General features: G+C 34.8%; 8 protein-coding genes. 2 read left to right on the plus strand and 6 right to left on the minus strand.

Annotated features, from left to right (window positions below; all coding sequences use genetic code 11):
* Positions 1-135: 135 nt before the first annotated feature.
* Complete coding sequence (locus DB891_RS17835) at positions 136-552, minus strand: Fic family protein (protein ID WP_223256132.1); 417 nt, start codon at positions 550-552, stop codon at positions 136-138.
* Positions 506-1,228: a Fic family protein gene (locus tag DB891_RS17115; protein ID WP_223256133.1), complete on the minus strand. Its 723-nt coding sequence runs from the start codon at positions 1,226-1,228 to the stop codon at positions 506-508. Before DB891_RS17115 ends, DB891_RS17835 begins: the two co-directional genes overlap by 47 nt.
* A 238-nt stretch (positions 1,229-1,466) precedes the next feature.
* On the opposite strand from DB891_RS17115, the gene DB891_RS17120 reads away from it, so the two are divergent.
* On the plus strand, positions 1,467-1,805 hold the full coding sequence (locus DB891_RS17120) for a nucleotide pyrophosphohydrolase (RefSeq protein WP_116764799.1): 339 nt from the start codon (positions 1,467-1,469) through the stop codon (positions 1,803-1,805).
* Complete coding sequence (locus tag DB891_RS17125) at positions 1,802-2,143, plus strand: GIY-YIG nuclease family protein (protein ID WP_116764800.1); 342 nt, start codon at positions 1,802-1,804, stop codon at positions 2,141-2,143. Before DB891_RS17120 ends, DB891_RS17125 begins: the two co-directional genes overlap by 4 nt.
* 101 nt (positions 2,144-2,244) lie before the next feature.
* Here DB891_RS17125 and DB891_RS17130 read toward each other — a convergent pair whose 3' ends face one another.
* The 4 genes from DB891_RS17130 to DB891_RS17145 all read right to left on the minus strand — a co-directional run bounded on the left by DB891_RS17130 (position 2,245) and on the right by DB891_RS17145 (position 6,951).
* Entirely contained in the window at positions 2,245-2,883 is a 639-nt protein-coding gene (locus tag DB891_RS17130; RefSeq protein WP_116764804.1) for a thymidylate synthase, read from the minus strand.
* A 596-nt stretch (positions 2,884-3,479) separates the two neighbouring features.
* Positions 3,480-5,642 carry a hypothetical protein gene (locus tag DB891_RS17135; protein ID WP_116764801.1) on the minus strand — a complete coding sequence of 721 codons (2,163 nt, stop codon included), beginning with the start codon at positions 5,640-5,642 and terminating at the stop codon, positions 3,480-3,482.
* A gap of 5 nt (positions 5,643-5,647) precedes the next feature.
* The gene (locus tag DB891_RS17140) at positions 5,648-6,490 is read right to left on the minus strand and encodes a hypothetical protein (RefSeq protein ID WP_116764802.1); all 843 of its coding nucleotides are present in this window, start codon (positions 6,488-6,490) and stop codon (positions 5,648-5,650) included.
* Positions 6,487-6,951 (minus strand): hypothetical protein, encoded by a 465-nt coding sequence (locus DB891_RS17145; RefSeq protein ID WP_124019534.1) that lies wholly within the window; start codon positions 6,949-6,951, stop codon positions 6,487-6,489. The genes DB891_RS17140 and DB891_RS17145 overlap by 4 nt, the downstream gene beginning before the upstream one ends.
* Between the last annotated feature and the right edge of the window lie 133 nt (positions 6,952-7,084).

Here is a 7,084-nt window from a genome sequence, read left to right on the forward strand (position 1 = left end):
CAGTTATGTGGGAGAGTATGTCGTCGCCTTTCTTTTTAAAACCCCGTTTCTTACGAAACGGGGTTTTTTGTTTTATACTTGTCCCGTTCTGGAATAAAGACACTCATAATAAAAGAATCGTTTTATTTGATTTCCCTAAAATGTATCTTTTAAAATATAATGAGTACTTCTTCCTCTTGAATTAGCTTTAACCAAGATGCCTTTGTTTACTAAATCTGTGATATCTCTAAGGGCAGTATCTGGTGAGGTTTTGGCTATTTTAGCCCATTTACTAGTATTTAAGTTACCTTCAAAATTATCCATAAGTTTATTAAGGATCTTTTGCTGACGCTCATTACTTATTAAACCTGCATTTTTTACCCAAAAATGGTGTTTCTTTACTACTTTGTCAACAATTATACTCGAGTAAAGGATACTGTTTTTTAAACATTCTAAAAACCAAATAATCCATTCTGTTATATCTAACTCCCCTTTTTGAGTTCGCTCTAAAATGGTGTAATAACTTTTATTTTGTTTCAGTTGACATACTGTAAAACCGTTGATTGACACCATCGGATTTTGAAAGTTGCATATCTGTAATTGCTCTGGCAATTCTTCCATTCCCATCATCAAATGGGTGTATCGTAATAAACCATAGGTGAGCTACAGCAGCTTTTAGTAATGATTCTAAATTTTGATCCTTATTGTACCAGTCTATAAATTGTTTCATTTCTGATGCTAATTGCTCTGCTTTAGGAGCTCCATAATGCACTATTTCTCGACCCATTCCTCCCGAAACAACTTGCATAGCACCCGAACGCCAATTTGCGACTTCAATTTTATGCATACCACTTCTTCCCGTTGGGAATAGTGCTGCATGCCAACCAAACAAACGCTCATTTGTCAAAGTTTTGTTGTCGTTTTGAGTGGCATCTAGTATTAATTCTACGATTCCATCAACGTTTCTATCAGAATGTTCTAAACCAGAATATTCTAATCCAAGCCTTGTTGCAATAGAAGAACGAACTAGTTCAGGGTTTAATATTTCACCTTCTATCTCGGAAGTTTGCAGTACATCTTGAATCAATGTTTCAAAATTGGCTTCGTCTTTTAATTGGGAACCCAGCAATTCAAATTTGCCCATAAGTTTGCCTTGCAAGTGGCGCACTTCGCTTAGTAATGAAATAAATTCTTGTTCATTCCACTGTACATTAGGCCAGTTTTTAAGCTGATGAATGTAGATTGCCATTGATTTTTTGATTTATGCGGTAAATACACTACTTAATCACCGCAAATAATGCGGTGATTAATGTTTTTTTTTCACCGCAGTTTAAAATAATTATTCTGTTTATGGTTTATGATATTCTATAATATTTCTTCAGAATCTTAGTAAACCATTATAGTAAATATCTTTTTATATAGTGATTGCGTAGGAGTTTTATTATTCCTAAATTTGGAAATCTGAAAAAAAAAGCAATTCTAATGTTATGGATAAGTACAATAAAGTCATTAAAGAATTAATTCAATTTAGAAATGAAAGAGACTGGGAACAATTTCATGATTCAAAAAATTTAGCACTTGCCATTTCTATTGAAGCTTCAGAATTAAATGAACTTTTCTTGTGGAAAAAAGGGGATGAAGTTGAAAATGTAAATCCAGATAAGTTAAAAGAAGAACTTGCTGATGTACTCGCTTATGCTTTTTTATTAGCTGAAAAACATAACTTAGATATTTTTGATATTGTTTCGGAAAAAATAAAAAATAACGCACTAAAATATCCAGTTGAAAAAGCCAAAGGCACTGCGAAAAAATACAATGAACTATGATTCAAAATCCTGTTTTCACCATTAAAAAATTTGATTTTGATTCAAGTCTTGTTGATGAGTTTAATAACATACATTACGTTAAAGATTTGTGGCCTATCGTTTATATTTTAAGTGATGGAAATGTAAATGAAGCTTATATTGGTGAAACTACTGATGCGTATGCTAGAATGAGTAGCCATTTAAAGAATAACATAAAAAATAAACTAACAGCAATCCATTTAATTTCTAGTGAAAAGTTTAACAAATCTGCAACATTAGACATAGAATCAAATCTCATCAAATATATTTCTGGAGATGGGCAATATAAATTGATTAATGGAAATATTGGGTTAGTATAATCGAAAAATTAAAATGTACACAAATCTAAATTGAAATGTACACTTTTCTGGAACAAATATACAAAAGGCTTCACAACTTGTGAAGCCTTTTTAATCACCCTTTAAACAACATTTAAAGTAAACTTAACCTCTTCACCTCCCAACAATCCTTTTGTACCTTCGATATTATTCTCATAAACATGAACGTTACCTAGAAACAGCGTAATAGACTTCAACGGCAGCGCAATCTGTTTACTTATCAAATACAAGTGATAGATGTCAGAAGGCAATCCTAGATTAGCGTCTGAGCTACGCTGATACGCACTAATAATCAACTTCCCATTCTCTATTTGAAACTGTATCAAGCTCAAACACGGCTGTTGATTGCTCTCAGTGTTGTTAGAACCAAGGAATAGCACATAATTCTTTGATGTACGCTTTTCTTTATTGATCTTCTCCAAAAGCTTTGGTAGTTGTTCAAAATACGTAGGATAACTATTTACTAATATCGGACCACAATAATCCCACCACGTGACACCAATATCTCTATAGGCTTCCGTAGATCGTTCTCCTGCCATAAATAAGCCTAATTCGTCCTTTAATTTCTTTTTAGCTACCGAATGACCTTCAAACAGATTTAAGAGGTCTAGCGGCTTTAATTCTAGCGTTTGATTCAGTAGATAAGTTATTGAGCCTTTCTTATTGCTCTGGTTCTTACCTTTGGTGATAATTTTACTGAGCATTCCATGATACTTGTTCATTTTTAATTCGATTTTTGATTGATGATTGATTATATTTGCACCTCTCACGGAATTTATAAAACATAACAAAGCCAGCACTAGAAGATTTATGTCCTCCAACGCTGGCTTTGTGCTAAATATAAATTACCGTGAGAAGTTTTTTTATTTGTTGGAGGACTATTTTTTACGTCCCATCCTCCTGAGAACTACACTAAACTATCGATGCTTTTCAAACAATGATCAGTTTCTATTTTATCCAGGATAAAAGCAACTGCTTTTCCGGTGTTCGTTAGAGTTACATCACGTTGATTTTTACCAAGAACGCTCGAAATAGTTTCTTTACGTTTGCCGAACCCATAACCTCCTTTCTGTATTAAAATCAGGTTAAACAAATCCTTGCATACTACGTTACCCGATGCGTCTATGCTTGTTGCGATGCCTAAAAATACTTCGACACTATCGCTCCAATACCTTTTATCAATTCAATTGAAATCTCCGTAAGTCCCGAGTTTCTCAGGATGTCAAACAAGTGATCAAAAAGAAAAGCAGCGATCAGACCGATTAAAGACCAGTTCTTTTACGAAATTCTCATATTCTGTTTTATTAAGTCGTTAGAATTAAGTCGTTACATTCGCTATTACCAATACATCGCTATTGTTATAGTATCTTAGTTTAGTTGTTCCGTCGGGTCTTTTATAGGCTGTTTTAGAATAATTACCAAATAAAATGGTTGCTGAGGATACATTATCGTTTATTGAGGCAAAATCCATAACCAACCCTTTGAGAGTTTTTGATATAATATTAGTACTGGAAGTAAAAGAACTAGAATTAAAGATATTATTTTGGATTAGGCTTGATACTAGTCCAGTACTAGACAAATTACTATTTATTATGTCATTTAATGTTATGGTACTATTTTCTACCGTATTCCCACCAATAGAACCGTCAGTTATAGTGTTATGGGTTAGATTAAATATCTTAGTACACGTATTACTAACGATTTGTCCTTCTTCCAACTTATTGACTTCAAATGAACCTTGATCCATAATATTATTTGAGATGTGACTTCTACGTAGCGTGTTATTATAGATTGAGCAACGTGTTATATTGTTATTTTGTATATTACTCTCATATAAAACTAACAAATACATCCCAGAGAAAATAAAGTTTGACTCTATTCGGGAATAATAGGATAACTCTAAATGTTCCAATGCTTTTAAGTCATTATTTTGTATAACAGAATAAGTTTTTAAGTCACACCCAAAGCTATACACACCTCTAAAATTCACACATTCATAATACGAATTACTAACTTTTGTATCTCCAATTCCTTTATAAGTACTAGCCTTAAAGGGATTCCCAAACATAAATACACTTATTGCTGATTCATAGACCCCTATGTTCCCTATGTCACCAAATCTACATATCACATTATTATTACCTTCAACCTCATACCTACGGCTGATATAATCGTTAATATAATCATACTCAATCACATCTAACGTCTTATTATAATTTGTAGAAGAATAAGCATCTTTTGTCCATTCACTATCTAAGGATAAAACGTCTAGTTTTGAACCAATATTTCCATTTACATTTGTCCAAGAATACCCACCCCAAATTGATTTAGAACCTATAAAATATACTTTAACTGCTATATCTGAGATATTCGCTGTAGCACCACTACTGTTACCTATAATAGAAGTAGCTGATACCCAATCTCCAGAAATAGCAATAAATTGGTTAGATTGAACAGCTGCGTATATTTTTCCAGTAGCTCCATTATTAGCTGTTATATTTTCGTTTAAATTAAATGTTCCTGTAATAGCAGAAGTAGTATAAGAGCTTAAATTAGTCCAAATGCCAAATCCTTTTACACCTTGTTCATACTTAGGATTCCAAAATTCCCCATGCCCTTCTTTAGCTAAAGTATTAATAGTTAAAGCTTGTAGAAATATAGTGGTTCCTGAATTGGTTCCATCATTATACAGATATGGATGAACTCCTGTTATTTTATAAGTAGCTCCTGCAACTAGACCATTAGTTGTAATTAAAGCATCTATTTCAGCTTTTGTTTTAGTAATTGGTGCAGCAACCGAGTTTAGCACATCTTCAACAGCCTGAAGCGTAGGTACCATGTTCTTATTGGGATTGCTAAATGAAGTAGCAATATTAGCTGCGTTCATAGGCGTATAACCTAACAGGGGTTGTTTAGCATCAATCAAACCCTTCAACGTTTTACCCATTTCAGCCGTCAAAGCCTTCGTGGTTCCGCCCGTAGTAAGGTCATTCACCAATATAGAACTCAATGACATTTCAATAGTCTCAATAGCATCAACCAACTCCTGAACGTTGTCCAGGTTCACATTGTCCGAGGCTAAAAGAATATTGATATTATTGATTTGAGTTTGCAATAACTTCCCTTGCTCTGCTGTCAATAATGAAGCTTCACCACCCGTAACTAAATCGTTAACCACATTCAAATAATCAATAGCGAGTTTAGTAAACTCATTCAAAGGAGCATAACCATCTACAGCGCCTTTTTTGTTTTTATCTTCTTTAGCTAGAAATAAATCGGCGTGCGCTGCTGCATCTGAAACATGATTAGTTAATGCCTCAGCATCTGCTTTTTCGGCTAAAATATTTTCAATATCATCAATAGCAGTAATTGGAATCTTTTCGTCTTTATGCCAAAAAGAATCCCATGTAACCCAAAATTGTGCCTGTGTCGGTTTTAAACCAGTTAGAAACCAGTTTTTAATAGTGTTTTTATCTGCCATAATTTCTATCCTATATATTCAATATATGCCGCAATAGCATAAGGGTTAAGAATTGAAAAAGGTGTAGCCGATCCTGTCTTACTCGTTTTACCCAAAGTCGCAGGATTATTAGTACCTCTAATTCTATAATTTTGATTACCATCACCACCAGCATTATATCCTTCTTTTACGGGAGTGTTCGTCGGAGAAATTGTAAGGCCGGCATCAACAATTTCGTCAGCAAATTGAAAGTGATCGTGTTCTGGAAGATTGGCCGCTGTAAATATTTTTTCTTTAGCACCTGCTTTTTTACCGATAGTGTCAAATTCAACTTGAGTGGGGTCATAACCTATAATAGTTCGCCCTCGAATATCAGCCACTTCTTGAAATCCAACTGGAATTTCCGCAATAGATCTAAACCAAGGAAACACCACGCCACCGGGTTGGAATATGGCTAGTTTCTTTTCAATCACGTCAAGCCTGTCGTTAAGATCTAATGGTATGGCTTTTGTCTCAATTAGACGTTTAAAATCCACCCAGTTCATAGCGCCTACACCAGTTCCAAAAGTCACATATCGGTTTCTAATAACCGTTTTAGACTCATTGCTTTCAAAAACAAGAGCCTCAGCATCTTCTTTTATAATCACTTTCGTTTGAGTACTCCCGCCACGAAATTTAAAAACTTCACCGTTAACATACACCACCCCATCGCCCACGCTAGTCCCCGCTACAGTACAACCTGCGATAATCGTCATATTACCGGCCAATGCTCCAAGTCCGTTAAAAACGGAATAAGCTTTTTGTAATTCATCTAGAATTCTAGTCGTCAGCGGAAAGCCTCCCACTTGATTTACATCTAATTGATTCATATTGCTATTATTTGATAAGATTTTCCAGCCAACACATAAAATTCTAGTGTGGCTACTATTTCGTTCAGTTTTGTATTCATTAATTCCGGAGGTACATTAACCAAAAAATCAACCTTCGAGCCCGCATAGTTAAACTCCGGTTCTAACCACATTGTACCTAAATAAACTGGCAAGTTTTCGGCTTGCGTATAGATATAATCCTGTGTTTTGTTCCCTGTATTACTAATCGTGATTTGCCTTTCATCAGGATCGTATCGATCGTTCAACACCCCTCGCAAATAACAGCGTTGCGAGTTGTACGATAATTTTTTCAAGTTTTCCTCGCGCATCCTGGACCATCGATAATGCAAACTGGCAATAGGCGAAACCAACGCTTTGAGATAGCCAAACAACACCGGCTTTCGCAAAAAAGTGGGCAACAATAAAAGGATGAGTCTGTTGAAATCTATTTTATACCACATAGTACTTTTTTTAAGTTTCGGCTCCCTTCCCTTCGGGGAGGGTTGGGGAGGGGATTATTGGAAAAACCGGTCAAATTGACCACCCCATTCCAGTGTAAATTGACCACCAGTTTCGGAGTAAATTGACCACCAC

Source organism: Flavobacterium laiguense (genome assembly GCF_003097655.1).
In the GTDB taxonomy this organism is placed as follows: domain Bacteria; phylum Bacteroidota; class Bacteroidia; order Flavobacteriales; family Flavobacteriaceae; genus Flavobacterium; species Flavobacterium laiguense.